At 62.2% G+C, this 24,267-nt stretch carries 19 protein-coding genes; 10 read left to right on the top strand and 9 right to left on the bottom strand.

Annotation, left to right across the window (positions count from 1 at the left end; all coding sequences use genetic code 11):
- Positions 1-155 precede the first annotated feature (155 nt).
- From NKI01_RS07210 to NKI01_RS07200, 3 genes are read right to left on the bottom strand one after another with little or no spacing between them, the layout of a single operon-like run.
- On the bottom strand, positions 156-1,442 hold the full coding sequence (locus NKI01_RS07210; RefSeq protein WP_352962408.1) for an NAD(P)/FAD-dependent oxidoreductase: 1,287 nt from the start codon (positions 1,440-1,442) through the stop codon (positions 156-158).
- A 49-nt stretch (positions 1,443-1,491) separates the two neighbouring features.
- On the bottom strand, positions 1,492-1,860 hold the full coding sequence (locus tag NKI01_RS07205; protein ID WP_023719407.1) for a four helix bundle protein: 369 nt from the start codon (positions 1,858-1,860) through the stop codon (positions 1,492-1,494).
- Between the two features lie 59 nt (positions 1,861-1,919).
- Complete coding sequence (locus NKI01_RS07200; protein WP_023719406.1) at positions 1,920-3,353, bottom strand: glutamine synthetase family protein; 1,434 nt, start codon at positions 3,351-3,353, stop codon at positions 1,920-1,922.
- 168 nt (positions 3,354-3,521) lie between these two features.
- Between NKI01_RS07200 and NKI01_RS07195 the strand changes: the two genes are divergently transcribed.
- Positions 3,522-4,238: an HAD family hydrolase gene (locus NKI01_RS07195; protein WP_352493833.1), complete on the top strand. Its 717-nt coding sequence runs from the start codon at positions 3,522-3,524 to the stop codon at positions 4,236-4,238.
- 32 nt (positions 4,239-4,270) lie between these two features.
- Here the strand turns inward: NKI01_RS07195 and NKI01_RS07190 are convergent, their stop codons facing one another.
- Positions 4,271-4,660: an ANTAR domain-containing protein gene (locus NKI01_RS07190; protein WP_156948085.1), complete on the bottom strand. Its 390-nt coding sequence runs from the start codon at positions 4,658-4,660 to the stop codon at positions 4,271-4,273.
- Between the two features lie 431 nt (positions 4,661-5,091).
- On the opposite strand from NKI01_RS07190, the gene NKI01_RS07185 reads away from it, so the two are divergent.
- Positions 5,092-5,553, top strand: a complete 462-nt coding sequence (locus NKI01_RS07185; protein WP_023719403.1) for a RidA family protein — start codon at positions 5,092-5,094, stop codon at positions 5,551-5,553.
- 64 nt (positions 5,554-5,617) lie between these two features.
- On the opposite strand, the gene NKI01_RS07180 is transcribed toward NKI01_RS07185, so the two are convergent.
- Both NKI01_RS07180 and aceA read right to left on the bottom strand, forming a co-directional pair.
- Positions 5,618-5,860: an SMc00767 family acetate metabolism repressor gene (locus NKI01_RS07180; RefSeq protein WP_023719402.1), complete on the bottom strand. Its 243-nt coding sequence runs from the start codon at positions 5,858-5,860 to the stop codon at positions 5,618-5,620.
- A gap of 61 nt (positions 5,861-5,921) precedes the next feature.
- Entirely contained in the window at positions 5,922-7,211 is a 1,290-nt protein-coding gene (aceA, locus tag NKI01_RS07175; protein ID WP_023719401.1) for an isocitrate lyase, read from the bottom strand.
- Positions 7,212-7,450: 239 nt separating this feature from the next.
- On the opposite strand from aceA, the gene NKI01_RS07170 reads away from it, so the two are divergent.
- Positions 7,451-8,902, top strand: a complete 1,452-nt coding sequence (locus NKI01_RS07170) for a helix-turn-helix domain-containing protein (protein ID WP_023719400.1) — start codon at positions 7,451-7,453, stop codon at positions 8,900-8,902.
- A 43-nt stretch (positions 8,903-8,945) separates the two neighbouring features.
- Here NKI01_RS07170 and NKI01_RS07165 read toward each other — a convergent pair whose 3' ends face one another.
- Positions 8,946-9,737, bottom strand: a complete 792-nt coding sequence (locus tag NKI01_RS07165) for a class I SAM-dependent methyltransferase (protein WP_352962405.1) — start codon at positions 9,735-9,737, stop codon at positions 8,946-8,948.
- A gap of 201 nt (positions 9,738-9,938) precedes the next feature.
- Here NKI01_RS07165 and NKI01_RS07160 point away from each other — a divergent pair, with 201 nt between their 5' ends.
- From NKI01_RS07160 to NKI01_RS07140, 5 genes are all read left to right on the top strand, one after another.
- Positions 9,939-10,886, top strand: coding sequence for a DMT family transporter (locus tag NKI01_RS07160; RefSeq protein WP_352885458.1), 948 nt, complete (start codon positions 9,939-9,941; stop codon positions 10,884-10,886).
- 352 nt (positions 10,887-11,238) lie between these two features.
- Positions 11,239-12,339, top strand: a complete 1,101-nt coding sequence (locus NKI01_RS07155) for a polyamine ABC transporter substrate-binding protein (protein WP_352962402.1) — start codon at positions 11,239-11,241, stop codon at positions 12,337-12,339.
- Positions 12,340-12,411: 72 nt separating this feature from the next.
- On the top strand, positions 12,412-13,551 hold the full coding sequence (locus NKI01_RS07150) for an ABC transporter ATP-binding protein (protein WP_352962399.1): 1,140 nt from the start codon (positions 12,412-12,414) through the stop codon (positions 13,549-13,551).
- A 9-nt stretch (positions 13,552-13,560) separates the two neighbouring features.
- Complete coding sequence (locus tag NKI01_RS07145) at positions 13,561-14,529, top strand: ABC transporter permease subunit (RefSeq protein ID WP_031194151.1); 969 nt, start codon at positions 13,561-13,563, stop codon at positions 14,527-14,529.
- Positions 14,526-15,344, top strand: coding sequence for an ABC transporter permease (locus NKI01_RS07140; protein ID WP_352791192.1), 819 nt, complete (start codon positions 14,526-14,528; stop codon positions 15,342-15,344). The genes NKI01_RS07145 and NKI01_RS07140 overlap by 4 nt, the downstream gene beginning before the upstream one ends.
- Positions 15,345-15,355: 11 nt before the next feature.
- Here NKI01_RS07140 and NKI01_RS07135 read toward each other — a convergent pair whose 3' ends face one another.
- Positions 15,356-17,206 carry an AsmA family protein gene (locus NKI01_RS07135; protein WP_023719392.1) on the bottom strand — a complete coding sequence of 617 codons (1,851 nt, stop codon included), beginning with the start codon at positions 17,204-17,206 and terminating at the stop codon, positions 15,356-15,358.
- Between the two features lie 182 nt (positions 17,207-17,388).
- Between NKI01_RS07135 and NKI01_RS07130 the strand changes: the two genes are divergently transcribed.
- Positions 17,389-19,347 carry an acetoacetate--CoA ligase gene (locus tag NKI01_RS07130; RefSeq protein ID WP_352547845.1) on the top strand — a complete coding sequence of 653 codons (1,959 nt, stop codon included), beginning with the start codon at positions 17,389-17,391 and terminating at the stop codon, positions 19,345-19,347.
- Positions 19,348-19,619: 272 nt separating this feature from the next.
- Here the strand turns inward: NKI01_RS07130 and NKI01_RS07125 are convergent, their stop codons facing one another.
- A complete protein-coding gene (locus NKI01_RS07125) occupies positions 19,620-23,420 on the bottom strand; it encodes a PAS domain S-box protein (RefSeq protein WP_352547843.1) in 3,801 nt (1,266 codons plus the stop codon).
- A 253-nt stretch (positions 23,421-23,673) separates the two neighbouring features.
- On the opposite strand from NKI01_RS07125, the gene NKI01_RS07120 reads away from it, so the two are divergent.
- A complete protein-coding gene (locus tag NKI01_RS07120; protein WP_352482378.1) occupies positions 23,674-24,132 on the top strand; it encodes a phasin in 459 nt (152 codons plus the stop codon).
- The last annotated feature ends 135 nt before the right edge of the window (positions 24,133-24,267 follow it).

Genomic DNA, 24,267 nt, shown 5'->3' with positions numbered 1-24,267 from the left:
ATTTCGATCGGCATCGTTCCCAAACCAAAAGCGGGCAGGCCCGCAAAAATTCCCCGTTCAGCTGCCCACGAGCATCATCTTTCGCCCGCGATTGTGGCATCACTGCGCCCTTGGCGGGGATTCTGCGCCCTGGTTAAGGATTCTGCAACGCCTGGTTAAATCCTGTCCCGCAACGCGTACCAGTTGAGCGCAAGAAAGAGCAGTGGCGCGCGGAAACGCCGGCCGCCGGGGAAAGGCGGAATCTTCAGATCCTCGATCAGCTTCAGCCGGTCGCGGTTGCCGGCGACCGTCTCGGCATAAAGCTTGCCGAAAAAATTGGACAGCATGACGCCGTGGCCGGAATAACCACCGACCGAGATCACATTGGGCATGACTTCGCGCACGAACGGCTTTCTCGGTACGGTGATGCCGACATAGCCGCCCCAGCCATGGGTGATCTCAATGTCCTTCAGTGCCGGATAGATCTCGGCGATCTGCCGGCGGATGTGGATGTGAATGTCCTTGGGATCGTTGACTGCGTAGATCTCGCGCCCGCCAAACAGCAGCCGCCCATCCTTCGATTTGCGGAAATAGCGCACGACGAAGCGCGAATCGTCGACCGCCTCGCCACCCGGCAACACTTTGGAATCGGCGCCCAGCGGTACCGTTGCGCCGATGAATGAGCCGATCGGCATGATATGCGAAGCACTCACCGGCTCGAGCGTGCCGCCATAGGCGTTGACCCCGATCAAGCACTTCCCGGCGATGATCGTGCCCTTCGGCGTCGTCACCCTCACTTTGCCGCCGCCGGAGGTGATCCCGGTCGACGGTGTCTGCTCGAAAAGCTTTGCGCCGGCCTGTGCCGCGACTTTTGCGGTGCCGATCACCAGCTTCAGCGGATGGATGTGGCCGGTGCCCGTGTCGCGGGTGCCGCCGAAATAATGCGTCGAGCCGAGCCGCTCGGCTGTCTCCGCGGCATCCATGAATGAGATGTGCGGATAGCCGAACCGGCTTGCCATGATCTCGGCATGCGCCTTGTAGTCGTCGACATAGCGCTTTTTGTGCGCCACCGACATTTGGCCGGGCATATAGTCGATCTCGATCTGGTGCACCGCGGCGAAGTCGAGGAGATGCGCCTTGGCCTCTTCGGCCAGGTCGAACAGCGCCTTGGCGCAGGAAAAGCCGTATTCCGCTTCCAGCTCCTCTGCCCAGGCCCGCTGTCCGGTGCCGAGCTGGCCGCCATTGCGGCCCGATGCGCCGTCACCGAAACGATTCGTTTCGATAAGCACGACATCCGCGCCTGACTTGGCGAGATGAGCCGCAGCCGACAGGCCGGTAAAGCCGCCGCCGACGATCACCACGTCGCATGTCCGGTCGCCGTCGAGCGCCGGATATTCGGGCCTTGGTCCGGCCGTGTCCTCGTACCAGGAGCGGCCGGGGGAGATTGGGGATTGGTAAGTCATGATGCTCGGCTAGGGGAGTAGGGGAGTAGGGCAGTAGGGCAGTAGGTGTCTATTCAGCCGACAGCTTGCGGATGAGAAGCCGCAAGAGCTTTCCTACGCTCTCGCTGTGAGGCATCAATGATTCGACTGCCTCGCGAGAGGTAATTCCAACCCGTTGCGCGATTAGAAGGTGTGTCTCCAGTTCCTTGAGTGATCCCTGGGCGATCCTGAGAAACTGCTGGTAGGAAGCTCGGCTTTCTCGGCCGTAACCCTCGGCGATGTTGGCTGGCACAGACGTTGCTGCCCGACGCACCTGACCCGTCAGCCCGTAGAGCTCGTCCTTCGGCCAGGTCCTTGTGACTTGGGAGATTGCAACCGTTAGGTCCATGGCTTGCTGCCAGACGATCAGATCCCTGTACGATGCGATCTTGTCCGTCATCCTTGCCCTACTGCCCTACTGCCCTAACTGCCCTACTGCCATATTGCCCTACTCTCCTACTACACATTCAGCAGCAAATACTCCCGCTCCCATGGGCTGATCACTTCCATGAAGGTCTCGAATTCCGCCCGCTTGATCGCCGCATAAGTCGCTGCGAAGGATTTGCCGAGTAGGGCGCAGAGTTCCTCGTCGGCCTCGAACAGGTCGACGGCTTCGAGCAGGCCGCGCGGCAGGTCGATCTCATCCTCATTGGCGGTCGTCAGTACCGGCGGATCGGCCTTGATCTTATTGGTCATGCCGATCAGCCCGCAGGCGAGCGATGCGGCCAGCGCCAGATAGGGATTGGCGTCGGAGGAAGGAATGCGGTTTTCGACGCGCCGCGCTGCCGGGTCGGAGCGTGGCACGCGAAAGGCCGTGGTGCGGTTGTCGTAGCCCCATTTGTTGTTGACCGGCGCCGAGGCCGCCTGCGTCAGCCGCCGGTAGGAATTGACGTAGGGCGCAAACATCACCAGCGCGTTCGGCACATGTTTCTGCATGCCGCCGATGAAGTGGAAGAAGGCCTCGGTCTCCGAGCCGTCCTCCGCGGAAAAGACGTTCTTGCCGGTCTTCTTGTCGATGATTGACTGATGGATATGCATGGCCGAACCGGGCTGCCCCTGGATCGGCTTGGCCATGAACGTGGCATAGATCTCGTGCTTCAGCGCCGCCTCGCGGATGGTTCGCTTGAACATGAACACCTGGTCGGCGAGCTCGATCGGATCGCCGTGACGCAGATTGATTTCGAGTTGGCCGGCGCCCTCTTCGTGGATCAGCGTGTCGATCTCCAGGCCCTGGCTTTCGGAGAAATGATAGATGTCGTCGATCAGTTCGTCGAATTCGTTGACCCCGGCGATCGAATAGCCGGCGCCGCCGCCGATCGGCCGTCCGGAGCGCCCGACTGGCGGGGTCAGCGGGTAGTCCGGATCGGGGTTCTTGCGCACCAGGTAGAACTCGATCTCGGGCGCCACCACAGGTCTCAGCCCGCGTCTGTCATAGGCGGCAAGCACGCGCTTCAGAACGTTGCGCGGTGTGAACTCGACCGAGCGGCCGTCCTGGTGGACGAGGTCGCAGATGACCGCCGCCGTCGGGTCCTCCTCCCACGGCACCACCGTCAGCGTCGAGAGGTCAGGCATCAGCTTGAGGTCGCCATCGTCCTCCGGATAGTGGAAGCCGTTGCCGTCCTCCGGATAACCACCCGAGATCGTCGTCATGAACACCGCCGAAGGCAGGGCAAGCGAGGTGTTGGAGGTGAACTTCTTCGACGGCATCATTTTGCCGCGCGCAACCCCGGCCTGGTCGGGCGTGATGCATTCGATGTCTTCGATGCCGCGCCATTCCAGCCAGGCGCTGACTTCCTTCCAGTTCTTGACGCCACGTTGGTTTTTCACGAAGGCAGGCGTGCGGGCGCGTCCTCCGCGGCTCGACGGACGGACTTCCTTTTTTGCAGGCGGCATCAATCACCAGATTTGTTGCAGATTGTGGAGTATAGCCGTTGCCGGCGACCAAAGGGAAGGGGAGCCGGCTGGCGTGCGCCTCGATTACCGGGGGAACACAACGACTTCCGGATAAAAACATCCTGGTCTAGGGTCGGCGTCCCGCAACGCCGCAATTGAAGACGCCGAATGCAACACAGCCGCAAACTGACGACGATCGGCTTCGACGCCGACGACACGCTGTGGCAGAACGAACAGTTCTTCCGCATGACCGAGAAGCGCTTTGCCGCGCTGCTCGCCGACCACGCCGAGGAGGACTGGATTTCGGCAAGATTGCTGGAGGTCGAGAAGCGCAACCTCGCGGTCTACGGCTTCGGCATCAAGGGATTTACGCTGTCAATGATCGAGACGGCGATCGAGGTCACCGAAGGCCACGTGCCTGCCTCAACCATTGCCGAAATTCTCGCCGCGGGCCGCGAGATGCTCAGCCATCCGATCGAGCCGCTTCCCTATGCGCGCGAGACCGTGGAAAAGCTGGCCGGCGCCTACCGCCTGGTGCTGATCACCAAGGGCGACCTCTTCGACCAGGAACGCAAGCTCGCGCAATCCGGACTGGGCGAGCTGTTCCATGCGGTCGAAATCGTCAGCGACAAGAGCGCTGCCACCTATAGCCGGATCTTCAGCCGCTACGGCGATGGCCCGGAAAAGGGCATGATGGTCGGCAACTCGCTCAAATCGGACGTGGTGCCGGCAATCGAAGCCGGCAGTTGGGGCATCCACGTGCCGCATGAACTGACCTGGGTGCTGGAGCATGTCGAGCCGCCGGTCTCAGCACCGCGCTTTCGCCAGATAGCCAATCTCGGTGAACTGCCGGGCCTGATCGAGCGTATCGGCGAGATTGATTGATCAGGTCTGCAGTCGACGCGTCGCGGTAGAGGTCAGTTGCGGCCGAGCCCGACCAGCCGGTCGATCACCGGCTGCAGCCGTTCGGTGGTGATCGGCTTGACGACCACCGCATCGATGACGCTCGACAGGCCCAGGGTCTCCGGAGTGCCGGTCTTGACTGAGAGCAGGATCACCAACGGAAGCGATTTGCCTGACGCCCTTCGCAGCGCATCGATGCCCGACAGCAAGGCGTCGCAGTCACCGTTCTCCGCTCCGCCGTCGAGAACGACAGTGCCGGGAATCAGCGCGTGCAAGGCCTTTGCCGCGGTTTCGGGAGTTTCCGAGATCGGTTTGAGGCCGGACCGCTCAACGATCTTTGAAACCACGACCCGGTTGATCGGTGATTTTCCGACCACCAGCACCCGCGAGAAATCTGGGAGCATCCGCGTCTCCACGCCCCGGCTAACGAACGCCGCCTGCTTTGCAGTCTCGATTTCGCGATTCGCTGGGCACATGGCGGGGCAGGCCGTTGTTCAGTGTTTCAATGCAGGGTTGAAACTTGAGAGGTAATTGGCGTGAGATCGCTGCTCATGTCAAGCTGAAATGGCATATCAGGAGAATATCGCAAGAAACATTAAAATTAAAATTAAGTGCTTTTCTTTGCCGCCGCTCGAAAGGAGAAGTCGCCATTACAACTGGGCAGGCTTCAGCGAAGTTTGGCTGTGCAGCGCGAACGCATCAACTCGCAGCCGTAGCCGGATTGAAGCAGGTTGGATGAAGGCGAGGCAAGTCTGTCGCGAGCTTGTCGCATCGCCTCGCTGGACTATCCTTCCTCGTTGGCTAAGCACGTCTCTTTGAGCGACGGGAGATGACAATGGAACTCGTGACTCATAAGAAATTTAAAAACGGCCGGTTGATGCCATGGGGAAAGGGTACGGTCGTTACCGGCGCAAAGGGGTTTGTCTACCTTTCCGGAAATACCGCGACGGCCGAGGACTACGATCCGATCGGCAAAAGCGGCGGCGGCGCCATTGGCGACGCGGCAGCACAGTGGCGCGCAGTTCTCACCAACATCAAATCAGATCTGGAGGAGCTTGGCAGCGCGCTCGAGCATCTCATCCGGCTGACCTTCTTTGTTAAGGGGCCATTTCCCGATGGCGGCGTTCTGAGCTCCCCCAATTTCCGCTTGGACGTCTTGGACGAATTCTTTGCGGTGCACTGCCCGAAGCACTGCAGCTACAACAACCCGCCGCCCTCGGAAGTTATTGGAGTTGCAGCGCTTGCTCAGTCTGATCTTGTCATTGAAATCGTTGCATTAGCAGCTCTGCCGGACTAGGCAGAGCCGCAGCCTGCGAGGTGCGATAGCATGCGTTCAAAAAGGCGCGGTGCGGTAGAATTCATTAGTCGTGGCTCCGCTGTGTGACGATGACCGGGATCAGCAGATCGCCCCAGTTGCCATCGCCGCCATGGTGACGTGCCGAGCGCACCAGTTCGACCGAGACGCCGGCCTCGACCGCCTTCATCACCGACTGATTGAGCCTGTGCAGATCGTTCGCCAACATGCGAATGGTCGCCTGCTGGTCGACATTCATGCTGGTGGCTTGCTCTTCGGCCCGTTCCTTGACGCGGCTTATCGATGCCATTGGTCTTCTCCTTGTGTTGTCATGCCCGTTTGGGCGTTCCCTCTGTTTGTCTGCTATTCCGCTATTCCGCTGCCGGCCTGAATTGGGCGTGCTCGGTCGATCCATGCATGGCCGTGGTCGAAGACTGGCCACCGGTGATCGCCATCGAGACAGCGTCGAAATAGCCGGTGCCGACCTCGCGTTGGTGCTTGGTGGCGGTGTAGCCATTGGCTTCCGCGGCGAATTCCGCCTGCTGCAGTTCCGAATAGGCCGCCATCTGCCGCTCCTTGTAGCCGCGGGCGAGCTCGAACATGCCGAAGTTGAGCTGGTGGAAACCGGCCAGCGTAATGAACTGGAACTTGTAACCCATGGCGCCGAGTTCCTTCTGGAACTTCGCAATCGTCGCGTCGTCGAGATTCTTCTTCCAGTTGAAAGACGGCGAGCAATTATAGGCAAGCAGCTTGCCGGGATGGTGCTTGCGCACACCCTCGGCAAACGTCCTGGCCTGCGCCAGATCGGGCTTGGAAGTCTCGCACCAGATCAGGTCCGCATAGGGCGCGTAGGCGACGGCGCGGGCGATGCAGGGCTCGATGCCATTGCTGACACGATAGAAGCCCTCCGCGGTGCGGCCGGCGCCATAATCGACGAAGGGCTGGTCGCGCTCATCGATGTCGGAGGTCAAGAGCTGTGCCGCTTCCGCATCGGTGCGGGCCACGACCAGCGTCGGCGTGCCCATGACGTCGGCGGCAAGCCGCGCAGCGTTGAGGTTGCGGATGTGTGCAGCGGTCGGGATCAGCACCTTGCCGCCGAGGTGGCCGCATTTCTTCTCCGAAGCCAGCTGGTCCTCGTAATGGACGCCGGCCGCACCCGCCTCGATGAATGCCTTCATGATCTCGAAGGCGTTGAGCGGCCCGCCGAAGCCGGCTTCGGCATCGGCGACGATCGGCGCGAACCAGGTGTCGACCGACAGCCCCTTGCCTTCGGAAGTCTCGATCTGGTCGGCGCGCTGCAAGGTGCGGTTTATGCGCTTGACCAGTTCGGGCGCCGCATTTGCGGGATAAAGCGACTGGTCCGGGTACATGGCGGAAGCGGTGTTGGCATCGGCGGCGACCTGCCATCCCGACAGATAGATCGCTTTCAGCCCGGCCCGCACCTGCTGCATTGCCTGGTTGCCCGACATGGCACCGAGCGCGTTGACGAAATCCTCTTCATGGATGAGCTGCCACAGCCGGTTTGCCCCCATTTCGGCGAGGCTCTGCCGAATCTGCACCGAGCCGCGCAGCCGTCTCACGTCCTCTGGCGAATACGGCCGTTCGATGCCATCGAAGCGCCCTTGGGGCGCCGACGGGACAAGGTTGTAAAAATCGGTCATTGGTCACTCCAGGCTGGCTTTAATGCCGGTTTCGGAAACGCCGTACAGAAGGAATATGTGCGCCGTGTGCGTGACATCATTTACATGTCGGCACTAGGCAAGCGAGACAAACTCCGAAATTGGCCATGAAATAAGAGAAAACCTGTGTTGTGTTTGACTGATGAGAGCTGTAAATTTGTCATGATTGTAAACGCCGCCATGCCATCAGCGGATGTAAAATTCTTGTCAAGGACAGTCGATTGGCCGACCATAAAATCTTTGCCGGGCCGCGCATTCGTCGCATCCGCAACGCCAAGGGCCTGACCCAGACGGCGATGGCCGAAGGGCTCGGCATCTCGCCGTCCTATCTCAATCTCATCGAGCGCAACCAACGGCCGTTGACGGTGCAACTGATCCTGAGACTGGCGTCCGTCTACAAGGTCGACCCACATGAATTGCAGGGCGAGGCGAGGGGTTCGGTCGCCGATTTGAAGGAAGTGTTTTCAGATCCGTTGCTGGCCGGCGAACTGCCAGGCGACCAGGAACTCATCGAGCTTGCCGAGGCGGCGCCCAACGCTTCCGCCGCTGTGATAAAGCTGTTTCGCGCCTATCGCGAGCAGGCCGCGCGGCTATCCGATCTCAACGAGCTGCTCGCGCGTGAGGGCAAAGCCACCGCACTCTCCGGCGCCCGGCTGCCGATCGACGAGGTGCATGAGATTTTCGAACGCCGGCCGAACCATTTTACCGCGCTCGAAGAGGAAGCCGAGGCATTCACGTCGGTGCTCGATCCCGGCGACGATCTGTTCAGTGCGTTGAAGGCTTGGCTGCGGCGTGAATTCGGCGTCGTCGTCAAGGTACTGCCGGTCGCCACCATGCCCAACTGGCGCCGTCGCTATGACCGTCACTCGCAGCGCCTGTTCCTGTCCGAGCGCCTGTCGCCATTCGATCAGCTGCGCGAGGTGGCTATGGAGGCCTGCCTGATCCGCATGAGCGTTGCTGTCGCTGTCGAGATCCAGGCGCTGAAGCTGGCCACGGACGAAGCCCGCCGGCTCGCCCGTTTCGAGCTCGGCCGCTATGCCGCGCACGCGCTGATGATGCCCTATCAGCCTTTTCACGCCGCTGCGGTCCGCGCCCGCTATGACATCGACATGTTGCGGTCGCGCTTCGGCGTTTCCTTCGAGCAAGCGGCGAACCGGCTGACCACGCTGCAGCGGCCGGGTGCGTCGGGCGTGCCATTCTTCATGCTCGAGGTCGACAGTGCCGGCAATCGCTTCCGCAAGGCGGGCAGCCACGGCTTTCCGCAAAGCCGCTTCGGCGGCGGCTGTCCGAAGCTGCCGGTCCATACCACCTTCGGCCAACCCGGCCAGATCCTGGTCGAGGCCGTGGAAATGCCAGATGGTGCGGCGTTCCTCTGCATCGCCCGCACGCTCGAAGGCCCGCAGGGCTCGTTTGCCGAGCGACCGCGCCGCACAGCGCTGCTGCTCGGCTGCGACATCGGTTTTCGCGATGAGATCGTCTATGGAGCAGCGTTGCCGGGGCCGGCCGCCATCGGCAAGGCCGGACAGAACGCCGCTGTGTCGGCTACGCCGGTCGGCGCTGCCTGCCGGCTGTGTGAACGCATCGGCTGCCTCGCCCGCGCCGAGCCACCGGTGACACGCCCGCTCGGCCTCGACGAAATGGTGACGGGACTGTCGGCGTTCGATTTTCAGTGACGGCAAACAGAGTTGCCGGGGATCGTGCCGCGGGCGCATTCTTCTATCGGCTACCGCTGCCTATCAGAACGTCCATTTCAATCGTCAGCGGCTCTCCAGGGCTCGGCGAAGCTAGCCCGCGCCAGACCTCCTCGCGCACGATGTGCTTCATATCCGGAGGAAGCTGGACATACTCCTGACCGCTCAATGTTGCGCCCTTGGCGATGCCGCTGAAATAGTCGTCGAAGGACGAGAACTTGATGGGCCGCGTTTCGAGCTGGACGTCAATCTTTCGAAACCCGGCGCGATAGAGCAAATCATGCAAGCATGTGGCGTCGGGGACGGAGAAGAAGCGATTTAGCTTTTCAGCTTTCTCAGGGGCATGGCGGGCGATTACCGCACCTATTCTGGCGAACAACGAACGCTCTGGCGTCGTTGTCACGCTAACTGCAGTCCAGCCGTTGGGGCGCAGAACCCGGCGAAATTCCGAAAGCGCTCCAAGCTGGTCCGAGAAGAACATGAGCCCAAGCTGACAGGTCACTGCGTCGAACCGACGGTCCTCATAAGGAAGCGCGTGAGCGTCGAACGTAGCGAGGGTGATTGGCTGGTCTTTCAAATTGCGTTTGGCGGATTCGAGCATGGCGGGCGAGATGTCGCCGCCAATCACGGCGCCGGAAGGGCCTACAATGATGGCAGCGGCTTGCGCTGCCGCTCCGGTGCCCGTTGCGACGTCGAGCACGCGATGGCCAGGCGCAATCCGTGCTGCCTTCAGCAAGGACGGGATAAACGAGTTCGTCGCACGGGCGAACAACTCGTCATAGCCAATCGCCGCCGTTTTGTAGAATGGCTCATCCATGGGGGCGCCCTATACATTTGCACCGTACGTCGAGCATGGGGCGTCTGTCGATGATCGGGCATCTCTGTGCACCTGTCGGTGCGCCAAATGGAACACGATGCTGGATCACTCCCCATCCCCGTCTTTGCGTTACGCGATTAAGGCACGTTTCTGTCGTCCGCTGTGCATCGTGCCGCCTCGAAATCGCCGACAGTCCGACTCATGACCGACATATCATCACCGCAGATCGCTGTTTCGCCTCCGCGAAATGAGGAGCGTATCGGTTTCCTGCTGGTGTTCCTGTCGGCCCTGATGTGGAGCCTCGGCGGTACCATTGCCCGTTTCATCGATGCCGGCGACAGCTGGACGGTGGTGTTCTGGCGCTCGGTCTGGGCCGCCGCCTTCCTGCTCTGCTTCATGGTCTGGCGCGACGGCTGGCGTGGCACGCTGAAGCTGTTTCGCGGCATGGGCCTGGCCGGCCTTGCGGTGGCGTTTTGTTTCGCCACGGCGTCGACCTCTTTCGTCGTGGCGCTTGCATATACCACCGTCGCCAACATCCTGTTGATGCAGGCCGGTGTGCCGCTTCTGGCGGCGTTGTTTGCCTGGGCGCTGTTTCGCGAGCGGGTGGCCGTGGCGACCTGGCTGGCGATCGCCGCCGTCATTGCTGGCGTCGCCATCATGGTTTCGGAATCGCTCGATGGCGCCGTATCGCCGATCGGCGACGGGCTGGCGCTGCTCATTGCCGTCATGTTCTCGATCGCCACCGTCATCACGCGCCGCTTTGCCCATGTGCGTATGACCCCGGCGACCTGCCTCGGCACGATGCTGGCGGCCGCCTTTGCGGCCTCCCAGGCGTCGGCACTCGGCGTTTCCAGCCACGATATGGGCTTCCTCTTTGCCTTCGGCGTGGTCAATCTGGGGCTCGGCCTCGCCTTCTTCGCCACCGGCGCCCGGCTTGTTCCGGCGGCCGTCGCGGCGCTGCTCGGCACGTTCGAGCCGATCCTAGGCCCGATCTGGGTCTGGCTCATTCATTCCGAGGTGCCGTCGGCGCGTACCATCGTCGGCGGTGCGGTTGTCGTCACGGCACTCCTCGTCCATATCGGGCTCGAATTCAAGCGCCAGACGCGGCCGCAACGGGCGGGCGTCACCGGTGTGCCTTCGCCTAATTGATGCAGCGCGCGCGCCAAAGCGAGATGGACCATTGACAATGTCGCAGCCGCGCGGGCAGGCTGCGATCACGGCAACAACAATACAGGCGTATCTTGCCAAGTCTCCATGCCGGCTGCATCGAGGCCGGACAACATCGTCGTCTCCCTGCGCGCGCCGTAGCGAAAGCTTCTGACGGCGCCGCAACACCACCAACGCCACGCCAAGTCTTCACTGTCGCCTCGTCGCCGAACCATAATGGCGCCGGCAATTCGCGCTTGTCGCCTGCCTGCAAGCTCAATACCCTGAAGCAAATGCCCAGCCGGGCGCACGCCGCGACGAGCTGGCGACGGAACACTCATCAAAGGAGAATAGCATGACCCGCAAAGCGCTCTGGCTTTCGGCGACTTCGGCGTTTCTGGCAGTTTTTACCCTGAGCGTGCATGCCGAGGACCGTGTCGTCAATGTCTTCAACTGGTCGGACTATATCGACAGTTCGATCATCGACGACTTCACCAAGGAAACCGGCATCAAGGTCGTCTACGACACCTATGATTCCAACGAAATTCTCGAAACCAAGCTGCTTGCCGGTGGTAGCGGCTACGATGTCGTGGTGCCGACGGCAAGCCCGTTCCTGGCCCGTCAAATCCAGGCCGGGGTATATCAGAAGCTGGACAAGTCGAAGCTGCCCAACCTTTCCAATATGTGGAACGTGGTGATGAAGCGGGTTGCGAAGTTCGACCCCGGCAACGAATATTCGGTCAACTACATGTGGGGGACCACAGGCATTGGCTACAACACCGAGAAAGTGAAGGAAGCCCTCGGCGTCGATAAGATCGACAGCTGGGATGCGGTCCTGAAGCCGGAGAATATCGCCAAGCTCGCCAATTGTGGTGTGTACTTCCTGGATTCGCCTACAGACATTTTTCCGACTGTGCTGAACTATCTTGGCCTCAAGCCTGACTCGACCTCTCCTGACGACCTTGCCAAGGCCACAGATCTCATGCTGAGCATCCGGCCATCTATCCGCAAATTCCATTCGTCGGAATACATCAACGCGCTCGCCAATGGCGACATCTGCGTGGCTGTCGGATTTTCGGGGGATCTCTTCCAGGCCCGCGACCGTGCGGCGGAAGCGAAAAAGGGGGTCGACATCGCCTACACGATTCCAAAGGAAGGTGCGGAAATGTGGTTCGACGAAATGGCGATCCCGGCCGATGCACCGCATGTCGCCGAGGCACACGAATTTCTGAACTACATGATGAGGCCAGAAGTTATTGCCAAATCCACCAACTTTGTCTTCTACGCCAATGGCAACAAGGCCTCTCAGCCGCTCGTCAGCAAGGAGATCCTTGATGACCCGGGCATTTATCCGGATGACTCGACGCTGGCCAAGCTGTTCACTGTCGGTCCATATGACCCCAAGACGCAACGTCTCGTCACCAGATCGTGGACCAAGGTCATCACGGGACAATAGTGATCTGACGCGACCCCGGTGGCTGACTGCCGGGGTCGTCTTTTAGGGACGGAATCAGGCACGGAGTGGGACATGAAATCGCTTGGCAGCATCCGCAGGGATTTCGCGCCATGGAATGATCCGAATGCCAAGCCATACATTCAGTTCGACAACGTCACCAAGAAGTTCGGCGACTTCACTGCCGTCAACAATCTGTCGCTGACCATCTTCGAACGCGAATTCTTTGCCCTGCTCGGGGCCTCGGGCTGCGGGAAATCGACGCTGCTCAGGATGCTTGCCGGCTTTGAGGAACCGACCGCCGGCCGTATCCTGCTCGATGGCCAGGATCTGCGCGGCATCCCGCCATATCGGCGGCCGGTCAACATGATGTTCCAGTCCTACGCCTTGTTTCCGCACATGACGGTCGAGAACAACATCGCGTTCGGCCTCAAGCAGGAAGGCATGGCCAAGGCCGATATCGACAAGCGCGTCGCCGACATGCTGAAGCTGGTCAAGCTCGAGCAGTTCGCCAAACGCAAGCCGCACCAATTGTCGGGCGGCCAGCGCCAGCGTGTCGCACTGGCCCGCTCGGTGGCCAAGCGGCCGAAAGTCCTGCTGCTCGATGAGCCGCTTGGCGCGCTGGACAAGAAGCTGCGCGAGGAAACGCAGTTCGAGCTGATGGACCTGCAGCAGAACCTTGGCCTCACCTTCGTCGTCGTCACCCATGACCAGGAAGAGGCGATGACGATGGCCGACCGCATCGCCATCATCGACAAGGGCGAGGTGATGCAGGTGGCGACGCCGGCCGAGGTCTACGAGGCGCCGGGTTCCCGCTTCGTCGCCGGCTTCGTCGGCAATGTGAATATGTTCGACGGCAAGATCGCGGCTGGCGAGGCCGGCAGCGCAAGCATCGACGCCGGCAACGGCATCACCATCCGCACCGAAAATGCCGGCCGTGCCGCCGCCGGAACGTCCGTTACCTTTGCTATCAGGCCGGAGAAGATCAAGGTTTCCTCCACGAAACCGGCTGGTGCCGTCAACGCCATCGAGGGCGAGGTCTACGACATCGCCTATCTCGGTGACATGACCATCTATCACGTCAGGCTGGATGACGGTCAGGTGGTGCGGGCGAGTACCATGAACGCGGCACGCATCACCGAGGATCCGCTGACCTGGAACGGCCGCGCCTGGGTTTCCTTCCGACCCGACGCCGGCGTCGTGCTGACACGGTAGGGACTGATCATGTCCGCTGTCACCGCCGCAACAAGCTCCTCGGCAAGCGCTGCCGGCAAATCCGCCTTGGCCAGGCTGGGAGCGGCTTTGGTTAGCCGTCTCGTCATTATCATCCCCTACCTTTGGCTGCTGTTCTTCTTTCTCGTCCCCTTTATCATCGTCTTTAAGATTTCGCTGTCGCAGACCGCGATAGCCATGCCGCCCTACACGCCGGTGCTCGATTTCCGCGACGGCGTTTCCGGGGTTGTCGCGTGGTTTGGCGCGCTCAATTTTGACAACTACATCTGGCTGACGCAGGACGCGCTCTACTTCAACGCCTATGTGACGAGCGTCATCGTCGCCGCCATCTCGACGGTCCTGACGTTGGTGATCGGCTATCCCATCGCCTATGGCATGGCACGCGCTCCGGCGACGATCCGCCCGACCTTGCTGATGCTGGTGATCCTGCCGTTCTGGACCTCGTTCCTGATCCGTGTCTACGCCTGGATAGGCATTCTCAAGCCCGAGGGCCTGCTCAACGAGTTGCTGCTCGCCACTGGCATCATCAGCCATCGGCTGATCATCCTCAACACCTACACGGCGATCTTCATTGGCATCGTCTACTCCTATCTGCCGTTCATGGTCCTGCCGCTCTATTCGGCATTGGAGAAGATGGACAATTCGCTGATCGAGGCCGCCAAGGATCTCGGCTGCCCGCCGACCAGCGCCTTCTGGAAGATTACCTTCCCGCTGTCGCTGCCCGGCGTCATCGCCGGCTGCCTGCTGGTGTTCATTCCCGCCGTCGGCGAGTTCGTCATCCCCGATCTGCTCGGCGGCTCGCAGACACTGATGATCGGCAGGACGCTGTGGAGCGAATTCTTCGGCAACCGCGACTGGCCGGTGTCGTCTGCCGTTGCCGTCATCTTGCTGCTGCTGCTGATCGTGCCGATCATGCTCTTCCAGCGAGCCCAGGCGCGTGCCCAGGAGCAGGACCTATGAACGCTACCTGGAGCCGCTTCAACATCGTTTCGATCGTGCTCGGCTTTGCCTTTCTCTACCTGCCGATCGTCCTGCTCGTCGTGTTCTCTTTCAACGAGTCGAAGCTGGTCACCGTCTGGGGCGGCTTCTCGACGAAATGGTACGTGTCGCTGTTCCACAATCAGGGTCTGATGGACGCCACCTGGGTGACGGCGCGCGTCGGCGTCATCTCGGCCACCGTGGCGACCGTGCTCGGCACTCTGGCGGCGCTCACCCTGACGCGCTACACGCGCTTTCGCGGCCGGCTGCTGTTTTCCGGCATGGTGTTTGCGCCGCTGGTCATGCCGGAAGTCATCACCGGCCTGTCGCTATTGCTGCTCTTCGTCGCTGTCGGCTTCGACCGCGGCTTTCTCACGGTGACGCTTGCCCACACCACGCTGACCATGTGCTTCGTCGCTGTGGTGGTCCAATCGCGCCTGATCACGTTCGATCGTTCGCTGGAAGAAGCCGCGATGGATCTCGGTGCGCCGCCGGTAAGGACCTTCTTCCAGATCACGCTGCCGGTCATCATGCCGGCGATCGTCTCTGGCTGGATGCTGGCCTTCACGCTCTCGCTCGACGACCTGGTTATTGCCAGCTTCACCTCGGGGCCCGGCGCCACGACGCTGCCGATGAAGATCTACAGCCAGGTCCGCCTTGGCGTGACGCCGGAAATCAACGCGGCGTGCACCATTCTGATCGCGGTCGTCGCAGTTGGCGTGATCATCGCTTCGCTCGCAAACAAACGCCGCGAGGTGCAGCGCCAGCGCGACGAGCAGGCGGCGCAGCGAGGTTGAGTTCCTGCTGCTTACTCGCCTGAAACACCGCGACTTATCGGCGAGATGAACGGCGTGCTCCAGGTGCCGCCGACGAAGAACGACGACTGCTTGGGCGCTTGGCCGTTCGTCTGCGTGGCAGCCTGGCTCGGCTGGACGATGCCGCCGGACAGCGCCAGCCCGCGTCCGGCATAGGATGCGATGCCGGAAAGCCAGATCTTGTATTGCGCGGAATTCACCTCGGCCTTGTCGATGCGCGCCACGCCGTTCGAAACGCTCGCCTTGAGCTCGGCCCCGTCGATCGGCAGCGTTCCGTCCGAGACGTCGTCAAGCGCAAAGAATCCACCCTGTTCGGTGTGCTTGAGGAACGCCGGCAGGTTAAGCCGGCTCAGCGCACCCGCGCCGAAGGTCGCGGACAGCGAGCCATTGGCGTTTTCGAAAATGGAGTCCCAGGTTCTGCCCGGCCCCTTGAGGATGACCGAAACGGTTCCGGTGCCGATCGGCACCAGCCGCGTCATCCCGGCCGCGGTGCCGAAAGCGCCGCCGTCGATGTCGGAAGCAAGCAGCCGGATCTCGACTTCCGTGCCGGCGGGCTTGCGGTCGAAACGGACGCTGCTTTGGACGTTGCCGCCAAAGGCGGATGCATCGGAGATGTCGAAGACGGCGAGGCCGTTCTTGACCTGGGCGGTGGCGGCGACGTCGGCAAGCTGGATTGCACCTGCCGTGGCATGCGCGGCGGACAGCCTGAGATCGAGATTGATCCGGTCGGCGAAGCTTGTGTCGATCTCGCCCGGGCCGGCGGCGCCGGCGGATGGTACGGGGGTAAAGGCGGAGAGAAACGATCTGAGGTCGAGCGTATCGAAGGCAAGTGTGCCGGAGATCACCGGCAGTGCCTCGCCGTAGGTGAAGTCCAGCGCGCCCATTCCGGGGTTGTTGTCGAGGGTCAGGGCCGTATTTTCGAATTTGATGCGCCCGGCCGTAGCCGTGATCTTGCTTGAAACCGAGATCGAGCCGATTGCCGCACCGGGCGCGATGCCGGCCTGCGACCATTCGAGCACGCGTCGCAGCGAAGGTGCGGCAAATTTTGCCTGGCCGTCGAAATAGCCGTTCTCCGACATGCTGGCCAGCCCGTCGAAGGAAAAGCTGGCCGGCGCCGCCTTGAAGGAAAGCGTGACCGGTGCTGCGCCGCCGCCAAACAGCACAAGCGGGTTCGGCGATGCGGCGTCGACGGAAACGCTTTCGCCGCGCCATATCCCGGTCGCCGACAGCGTCGCATTGCTGTTCATCGCGGCCCAATTCGCCTGGCCGCTCAGGCTGCTCAATATCTCCTGGTCCTTGCCGCCGATGGCGGCGACCACGCGGCCATCCCTGAACTCGACTGTGCCGAACGGATCTGCCGGCAGCTTGCCGAGATCCGGCTTGGCGGGATTTGTGTTGATCACCGCGCGGGCAGCATCGATCGAACGCGTAATGCGCCCGCCGCTCGGAATCGCAGGCAGGAAAAACCCGCTCGCGGTACGCTGAACCCTGATCGTCGGTCGCACCAGCCGCGCCGTCGAAAACACCACGTCGCCACGCAGCGCCGCCATGGCCGAGAGGTCGACCTCGACCCGTTCGGCCTCGATCACAGGCGGTGCATCCGTCTCTGTCCATTGCGACAGCGTCACGTCGCTCAGGATCGCCCGGAAATTCGGCCAGACCTCGATGCGCGGCGCGCCGTCGATGGTGACCCTGAAACCGCTCCAGGCGCTCATTTCCCACGCGATGCGGTCACGCACGATACGGGTCGAGGCGATCAACGGCAAGGCTGCAACGACCAGCGCGACGACGGTGACGGCTGCGCCGATCGCCCATATTCCGCGTCGGATCAAAGGTGATGGCATATCGCCCCGTATGCTTCCATTCCGACAAAATCGCCCGACGGGTGTAACCGACGGCTGACGCATTTCAAGTCTTTATGGCCCGGCGATGGCATTTGCGCACACCCTGACCGGCGCGGTCCAACAAAATCTTGCTCTGCTGCATCGCGATATGCATAAGCGATGCAGCCTGCGGAGGAACAATGATGGCCGACGACGCACCGCTCTGGATGCCGACGCAAGAGCAGATCGACGCAGCGCCGATGACCGCCTTCATGAACGCCGCGGCGAGCAGGGCCGGCAAGGCTTTCTCCTCCTATGCCGACCTGCATCGCTGGTCGATCGATGACCGCGAGACCTTCTGGAGCCTGGTCTGGGACTTTTGCGGCATCGTCGGCGACAAGGGCGAACGCGTGCTGGTCGATGGCGACAAGATGCCCGGCGCGACCTTCTTCCCTGACGCGAAGCTGAACTTCGCCGAGAATCTTCTGAAGAAAACCGGGCTTGGCGACGCAGTCGTCTTTCGCGGCGAGGACAAGGTCGAGCGGCGGCTGTCCTGGAACGAGCTGCATGCGCTGACCTCGCGCCTGCAACAGCTCTTCCTGTCGCTCAAGGTGAAGAAGGGCGACCGCATCGCCGCGATGATGCCGAACATGCCGGAGACCGTTGCGGCGATGCTGGCTGCCGCCTCGATCGGCGCCGTCTGGTCGTCCTGCTCCCCAGATTTCGGCGAGCAGGGTGTTCTCGACCGGTTCGGCCAGATCGAGCCTGTCGTCTTCATCGCGCCGGACGGCTACTGGTACAATGGCAAGGCGATCGAAGTCGCCGACAAGATCGCGGCTGTGGTGGCGAAGCTCGCCACCGTGCGCAAAGTCCTGATCGTCGATTATCTCGGCACGTCGACCGACGTCGCGGCAACCATCGGCAAGGCGGCTGCGCTGGAGGAGGCGCTGTCACCCTTTGCCGCCAGGCCTGTCAGTTACGAAAGGCTGCCGTTTTCGCATCCGCTCTACATCCTGTTTTCGTCAGGCACGACCGGCATCCCCAAATGCATCGTCCATTCAGCCGGCGGAACGCTGATCCAGCACGTCAAGGAAGAGCGGCTGCATGCCGGCCTGCTCGACGGCGATCGCTTCTTCTATTTCACCACCTGCGGCTGGATGATGTGGAACTGGCTGGTGTCGGGCCTGGCGTCGGGCGCCACCTTGCTGCTCTATGACGGCTCGCCTTTCTACCCGGACGGCAATGCGCTGTTCGACTTCGCCGATGCCGAGAAGATGACCTATTTCGGCACCTCGGCCAAATTCATCGATTCCGTGCGCAAGGCCGGCCTCAAGCCGATCCACACGCATGATCTTTCCAGTGTGCGCACCATCTCCTCGACCGGCTCGCCGCTGTCGCCGGAAGATTTCCGTTTCGTCTATGAAGGCATCAAGAAGGACGTGCATCTCGCCTCGATCTCCGGCGGCACCGATATCGTCTCCTGCTTCGTGCTCGGCGTGCCGATCGAACCGGTATGGCCCGGCGAGATCCAGGGACCCGGCCTCGGCCTTGCCGTCGACGTCTGGGACGATGATGGCCGTCCGCTTCGCAAGGAGAAGGGGGAGCTCGTCTGCACCAAGCCGTTTCCGGCAATGCCGATCGGCTTCTGGAACGACCCTGACGGCAAGAAATACGAGGCCGCCTATTTCGAGCGCTTCGACAATGTCTGGTGCCACGGCGATTTCGCCGAATGGACCGCCCATGGCGGGCTGATCATCCATGGCCGTTCCGACGCCACGCTCAATCCGGGCGGTGTTAGGATCGGCACGGCGGAGATCTACAATCAGGTCGAGCAGATGCCGGAAATCCTCGAAGCGCTATGCATCGGCCAGGATTTCGACAATGACGTGCGTGTCGTGCTGTTCGTACGGGTGGCGGCCGGCGTCGAACTCGATGCCGAGCTGGAAAAACGCATCCGCGCGAAAATCCGCACCGGGGCGAGCCCGCGCCATGTGCCGGCCAAGATCGTCGCCGTCAGCGATATTCCGCGCACCAAATCGGGCAAGATCACCGAGCTCGCGGTCCGCGACATGGTGCATGGCCGCGCCATCAAGAACAAGGAAGCGCTCGCCAATCCCGAGGCGCTCGAGCTGTTCCGCAATCTGCCGCAGCTTGCCGACTGAGCATGAAGCCCGGGCTGGAACCGGGTCATGGTTAACGAAATGTCTCCGCGGAATTTACCTAGATTTCATGAGTGGTACACATTGGTAAATTTTCCGGCGTGCCGGTAAGGATTTGTTAAGGCCCGGCATCGATAGTCGTGCGTAACTTGAGGGAGAAATCCCGTTCCTCTTAGCCCCCAGAGGATCTGATTCGCTCAAGCCCCCGTTGTGACAGCAATTCTATCATTCAAGGCGTCCCATTGGACGCCTTTTTTCTTTGCGCAGCCATAGACCTAACCGGCCAGCACGCGGGTCGAGGGGAAGGCGACTTCGACCAGGGTTCCCTCGCCGGGCGTCGAGTTGATGGTGAACCGGGCACGGTTCGCTTCGACCATCGCCTTCGTCAGCGGCAGCCCGAGACCGGTGCCGTCGCCGCGGCCGCGCTTCAGCGCGTTGATCTGCTTGAACGGCTTCAGCGCCTGCTCAATCTCGGACTGGCTCATGCCGATGCCCGTATCGCGCACGCGCATGACGACGTCGCCGGAAAGCTCATAGGCCGTCGACACGATCACCTGGCCGCCGGCCTGCGTGTAGCGGACGGCGTTCGACAGGATATTGAGCGCGATCTGCCGCACGCTGCGCAGATCGGCCACCACTTCCGGCAGCCGCGAGGCGAAGCTGGAGCGGATGATGACGCGTTCCCGGTTGGCTTGCGGCTGCATCATCGCCACGGTCTCGGCCAGCGTGTCGTTGAGCGACACCGCCTCATAAGCCATCTCCTGCTGACCGGCCTCGATTTTCGAAATGTCGAGCAGGTCGTTGACCAGATCGAGCACGTGGTTGCCCGAACGGTTGATGTCGCGCAGATAGTCGCGATAGCGGTCATTGGCCACCGGCCCGAATTTCTCGTCCACCATCAGCTCGGAAAAGCCGATGATGGCGTTGAGCGGCGTGCGGATCTCGTGGCTGATGCGGGCCAGAAAATCGGTCTTCTGCGACGAGGCGCGTTCGGCGACCGCGCGCGCCTGGGTCAGGTCCTCTTCGGCGCGCTTCCACTGGGTAATGTCGCGCACCACCGCGCAGAAGCCGCTGTCGTTGGGCAGCCTGCCGATGGTCATGAACAGCGGAATGAAGCGCCCCTGTGCCTCGCGTCCGATCACCTCGCGGCCATCGTTCATCACACTCGCAACGCCGGGCTCCGACAACCCCTCGAGATAGTCACGCGCCGCGCGCTGGCTTTCGATCGCAAACAGCGAGACGAACGGTTTGCCGGTCACCTCGTCGCTGTCGAAGCCGAACAGCGCTTCCGCCGGACGGCTAATTGAACGGATCGTTCCGTTACGGCCGATCAGCACGACGCCGTCGGTGGCGGTGTCGATGATGGTGCGCATTTCGGCAATGCGTGCCTTGAGCTCGGAAACATCCGGCTGCGTTTGGTCGTCGGCGGCGCCATGTGGAATGGCTACTGCTTCGTCGCCGGAACGGCGTACGACCAGCATCAGCGCCTTGCCGTTTCCCCAGGGGACGGAGCGTAAAATCGCGTCGATCGGAAACTCCTGACCGTCGCGCGTCTTCAGCCGTAGAGCGCGGTCGCTGCCGTCGGAACTGCCGTCGTCGGCATAAGGGTCGGCAAACAGCGCGCCGAGCCCGCCGGCCTCGTCCAAGGCATTGAGCGTCGCATAGCCGGTCAGGCCGAGGAATTCGTCGTTCGCGTAGTGCAACTGGTCGCCGGAATGGATAAGCACCGGCACTGGCAGCTTGCCGAGGATCGAGGTATCCGGCCCCTTGTTGTCCTCTCCGGCAAACGCCGACGGCACGAAGCCGTCGAGTTTGAGCGGTGGTGCCAGCGGCCGCCCGACGGGCGGCGCCGAGCCGGCATCGCCGGCTGCGGCTTCGTTGTCATCGGACCAATCTTCGCTGTCCTCGGCGTCGCGGAAGTCTTCCGCCGTCATGCTGTCGTCGTCTTCGCCATCCCGCGGCGCTTCGGCGCCGATCGTTCGACCTTTCGTGCTGGGCTCAACGCCTTCCTGCGCTTCATCGCTGGGTTCGCGGTCGGCATAGTCGAGCAGCGATCCGGAAACAGGGCGTGTGACGGGTTCGCCGGCTTGCGCCTCTGCTGCCGTCTCGTCGGGTTGCTCGCCGTCGAGCCGGGCAAGATCGTTCTGGTCCTCGGCATCGGCCTCGGGCGGTTCGGCCGCCTCGCTTTCCGGACTTGGCGCCGGCATTTCACCCTTGTCCGTCGGACCGGCTTTTTTCAGCTTTGGTTCGTCGGCCTTGCCGGCTGCCTCAACTTTGGTCGCGGTCTCCGCAGCCGGCTTTGGCTTCTCGGCGCTGGGCTGTTCGTCTACCGGCTTTTCGGCCGGGGTGCTGTCCTTCTTGAGACGCTCGCCAATCTCGCGAAACGCGCTGCGTTCCAGCGTCGACAGGCCCTTGTCGTTGGCCGGCTGCCGGTGCTCGGCCAGCCGGATCACCTTGTCGGCAAAGCGCCGCTCGGGCTTTGGCACGATGGTCAACGCCGGCACTTCGCCCCGGAACGGATCGGCGGCTTTCGGTGTCTCGGGGGCAGGTTCAACGGCTTCGGGCCCGACCGCGGCAGGCTTCTCCTCGGCGACAAGGGCCATGCCGGCCGCGTCGGGATCGATCACCGCATCGCTGCTGCGGGCGACGCCGAAACCGCGAAAACCTTCGAAAACGCGGCTGCGGCTGTAAACCGGGAGCGCCGCCAGATCGACGGGTATCTTCAGATCGGTGCCGGCGACCGGCCACAGCACGGAGCGGCCGGACCAGGTGTCGCGCCGTTCGAGCAGGCCGGCGATCTCGCCTGAAGCATCGAGGCCGTAGGCGGCCGAAACGTCGCCGAAGCGGCGGCCGATCACGTCGGCGGCGGGCTTGCCGACGAGTTCGGCAAATTCCGGCGACAGGGCACTGAACCGGCCCTCTGCGTCGGTACGCCAGACGAAACGCATGGGCGCGGCCGTACGATCGATCACGCGGCCGCGGCCCTGGGGCGGGGAAGCGGCTTTGATCGCTTGTGTGGCGCTTTCCTGCGAGGCGTCCAGACCGGCCTGCGAAGCGGCGGGGCTGGCTGGTGTCTCGACTTCGCCGGGCACACCTGCCCCGGGCGGGACCTGCGTGTCGTCGCCCGCATTGAAGTACCAATGGTCATGCTGCGTCGGCGTTTCGCCAGCCGTGTGCTGATTGTCGGCCCCCGAAACCTGCTTGGCTGTGTCGGCAGGCTCGTGCTCCGTCGATGCGGAGCTGCCTTCGATCGCGGCAAGGTCGATCTCCGCCGCGCCGGTGTTGGTGATTGGCGGCTCGGCGATTGGCTGCTTGTTGTCCTGGTCCGTTGGCTGGGGAAGACCGCTCGGCGCCGCTGCTGCCTCGCTGCCGGGTTCCGCGACGGCGCGCTCGCCAACAGGGGCCCCGCCGTCAAGCCGGTCCTCGTCGATCACCACCAGCAGGTGCCGCTCGTCTGTCAGACGGGCAAGGCCTGCCGGATAGGAGCTGGATCCGCCGGGAACCAGGCGCTTGACGATGCGGTCGCTGTCGTTCGCCACGTCGGCGACAAGCGCGGCCAGCGTCTCAGGCCGGATGCCGAGCGACGAAAAGCCGTCCGACGCGGCGTCGATATTGCCCTTGGCATCGACAAAGGCGATGTAGTGGCCGTCTTCGGTAAAGCCGCTGATGGCGCGATCGGCGATCTCGGCCGCGCTGCGCGAGCCGGTCTGCGCCGCCGGCAACGCCAGCATGATTGCTTCCTCGCCATCGGGCATGGTCACCGCGCTGGCCAGGAAACCAACCGCGCGGCTGGTCAGCCCGGTAGCCAGGCGGACCGTGATGGCACGGTCGCGGCCGATCCGCGGAAAACCGCTGGTTGCCATGATCTGGCGCCTGGCGATCAGCGGCAATCCTGCCGAAGCGCCGATGACGGCTCCGATGTCCGGATAGCCGAATACCGCCGCGCCGGGGCCGTTGGCCCATATCACCTGCTCGAGATCTGCCGACAGAATGGCGATCGCGTCGCCGGCGGCGAACCGCAGGCGGACCGCGTCGAGCACGGCAACATCGAGGAAGGAGTAGTTTTCAGCCGGCATGCGCTTGGCGACCCTCACAGAGCGGGCAATTTGCGGTTAACGCTTTGTTAATAAAAGCCGACGGCGCGAAGGTCCACAAGTCATAGCGTGCAACCAGCGGAATCTCTAGGCGCGTGGTTAACGTCGCGAAACAAATAATCAATGGTGCGATGCAACAAACATGTTGCAATGCACAAAATTTGCCTTTATATTGCCACGATAGATGAACGAGACGGCTTTCTGTCAAAGCCGCTGCCGCTGAAAAGGATGGAAAATGTCCAGGACCAAGACCGCCGACACGATCGAAAACGTTGAATTCCCAAGCTTCGACGCTTCCAAGGCCACCGATCAGATCCGCGCCTTCGCCGAAAAGGGCGTCGAGCAGTCGAAAGAGGCCTATGCCAAGCTGAAGACCGGCGCCGAGGAGACCCAGAAGGCTCTGGAGTCGACCTACGAGACCGCCAAGACCGTTTCCAGCGACCTGTCGCTCAAGACCATCGCCGCCCTGCGCGCCAATGCCGAGGCCGGCTTCTCGCATTTCGAAGCCCTGATTGGCGCCAAGTCGCTGTCGGAAGTCGTCGAGCTGCAGACTGCGTTCCTGCGCAAGCGCGTCGAAATGACCGTTGAGCAGGCCAAGGACTTCCAGGCGGTTGCTGCCAAGGCGGCTGAGGACGTATCCAAGCCGATCAAGACCGCCTTCGAGAAGGCCGTGAAAGAAATTAAGATCGCCTAATATTTGCACACAGTTTGACGATGCATCAAAAGGTCGCATTTCGTCAGACAAATAGATGTGCGATATAGCGGTTTAAGCGAATACCCGGCGGGTGGAACCTCCTCCCTCTGCTCACCGGGATAACCAGCCAGCACC

The sequence above is a fragment of the Mesorhizobium sp. M0815 genome (genome assembly GCF_040319995.1).
In the GTDB taxonomy this organism is placed as follows: Bacteria; Pseudomonadota; Alphaproteobacteria; order Rhizobiales; family Rhizobiaceae; genus Mesorhizobium.
The sequence above is the reverse complement of the archived record's forward strand: the minus strand, read 5'-3'. Positions and strand labels throughout refer to the sequence as shown.

Excerpts from the sequence above, each read along its gene's own strand:
- NKI01_RS07210 (WP_352962408.1), bottom strand. The coding sequence starts at position 1,442 with ATGACTTACCAATCCCCAATCTCCCCCGGCCGCTCCTGGTACGAGGAC.
- NKI01_RS07205 (WP_023719407.1), bottom strand. The coding sequence starts at position 1,860 with ATGACGGACAAGATCGCATCGTACAGGGATCTGATCGTCTGGCAGCAA.
- NKI01_RS07200 (WP_023719406.1), bottom strand. The coding sequence starts at position 3,353 with ATGCCGCCTGCAAAAAAGGAAGTCCGTCCGTCGAGCCGCGGAGGACGC.
- NKI01_RS07195 (WP_352493833.1), top strand. The coding sequence starts at position 3,522 with ATGCAACACAGCCGCAAACTGACGACGATCGGCTTCGACGCCGACGAC.
- NKI01_RS07190 (WP_156948085.1), bottom strand. The coding sequence starts at position 4,660 with ATGCTCCCAGATTTCTCGCGGGTGCTGGTGGTCGGAAAATCACCGATC.
- NKI01_RS07185 (WP_023719403.1), top strand. The coding sequence starts at position 5,092 with ATGGAACTCGTGACTCATAAGAAATTTAAAAACGGCCGGTTGATGCCA.
- NKI01_RS07180 (WP_023719402.1), bottom strand. The coding sequence starts at position 5,860 with ATGGCATCGATAAGCCGCGTCAAGGAACGGGCCGAAGAGCAAGCCACC.
- aceA (WP_023719401.1), bottom strand. The coding sequence starts at position 7,211 with ATGACCGATTTTTACAACCTTGTCCCGTCGGCGCCCCAAGGGCGCTTC.
- NKI01_RS07165 (WP_352962405.1), bottom strand. The coding sequence starts at position 9,737 with ATGGATGAGCCATTCTACAAAACGGCGGCGATTGGCTATGACGAGTTG.
- NKI01_RS07160 (WP_352885458.1), top strand. The coding sequence starts at position 9,939 with ATGACCGACATATCATCACCGCAGATCGCTGTTTCGCCTCCGCGAAAT.
- NKI01_RS07155 (WP_352962402.1), top strand. The coding sequence starts at position 11,239 with ATGACCCGCAAAGCGCTCTGGCTTTCGGCGACTTCGGCGTTTCTGGCA.
- NKI01_RS07150 (WP_352962399.1), top strand. The coding sequence starts at position 12,412 with ATGAAATCGCTTGGCAGCATCCGCAGGGATTTCGCGCCATGGAATGAT.
- NKI01_RS07145 (WP_031194151.1), top strand. The coding sequence starts at position 13,561 with ATGTCCGCTGTCACCGCCGCAACAAGCTCCTCGGCAAGCGCTGCCGGC.
- NKI01_RS07140 (WP_352791192.1), top strand. The coding sequence starts at position 14,526 with ATGAACGCTACCTGGAGCCGCTTCAACATCGTTTCGATCGTGCTCGGC.
- NKI01_RS07135 (WP_023719392.1), bottom strand. The coding sequence starts at position 17,206 with ATGCCATCACCTTTGATCCGACGCGGAATATGGGCGATCGGCGCAGCC.
- NKI01_RS07130 (WP_352547845.1), top strand. The coding sequence starts at position 17,389 with ATGGCCGACGACGCACCGCTCTGGATGCCGACGCAAGAGCAGATCGAC.
- NKI01_RS07125 (WP_352547843.1), bottom strand. The coding sequence starts at position 23,420 with ATGCCGGCTGAAAACTACTCCTTCCTCGATGTTGCCGTGCTCGACGCG.
- NKI01_RS07120 (WP_352482378.1), top strand. The coding sequence starts at position 23,674 with ATGTCCAGGACCAAGACCGCCGACACGATCGAAAACGTTGAATTCCCA.